Below are 503 nucleotides of genomic sequence, written 5' to 3'. Positions count from 1 at the left end.
TCGCCGAGCTGGCCGAGTCGGTGACCAGCGCGGGCTCCTGACTGCCCTCCTCCACCGCGTAGGTGCACACGGCACCGGTGTACGGCAGCCGCTCCATGGCCAGCTTCCCGGCCGCACCGTAGTAGCGCTCCCGGCCGGCGGTGTCACGGTGCTCTCCCCTCGAAGCGCGACCACGGTCGCCACCGTGGTGGCGCTGCTGGTTGCTCGGTTGCGTGTTGCGGTGATGCGGTACTCCTTCTTCCGGTCCCGACGTCCTTCGACCGCGTCCTAGAGATGGGCCAGCTTGTAGAGGACGGGTGCGGCCTCCTTGAGTACCGCCCACTCCTCCTCGGTCAACCCCCGGGCCAGTTCGGCCAGCGAGGCGTTCCGCTTGCGGCGGCTCTCCGCAAGGATCGCCTCCGCCTGCTCGGTGGCGCTGACCACCACCTGTCGGCGGTCGTCCGGGTGCGGCTCGCGCCGTACCAGGCCCTTCTCCTCCAGCATCCCGAGGATCCGGGTCATCG

The 503-nt window shown here is 70.2% G+C and carries 1 protein-coding gene; it reads right to left on the bottom strand.

The features are described 5' to 3' along the window. Window positions 1-267: 267 nt before the first annotated feature. Window positions 268-503: MarR family transcriptional regulator (locus tag ABD323_RS45785; protein WP_344447823.1), on the bottom strand; the 236-nt coding region annotated here is incomplete at its 5' end.

The organism is Kitasatospora nipponensis, assembly GCF_039528135.1.
GTDB lineage: Bacteria > Actinomycetota > Actinomycetes > Streptomycetales > Streptomycetaceae > Kitasatospora > Kitasatospora nipponensis.
The sequence above is the reverse complement of the archived record's forward strand: the minus strand, read 5'-3'. Positions and strand labels throughout refer to the sequence as shown.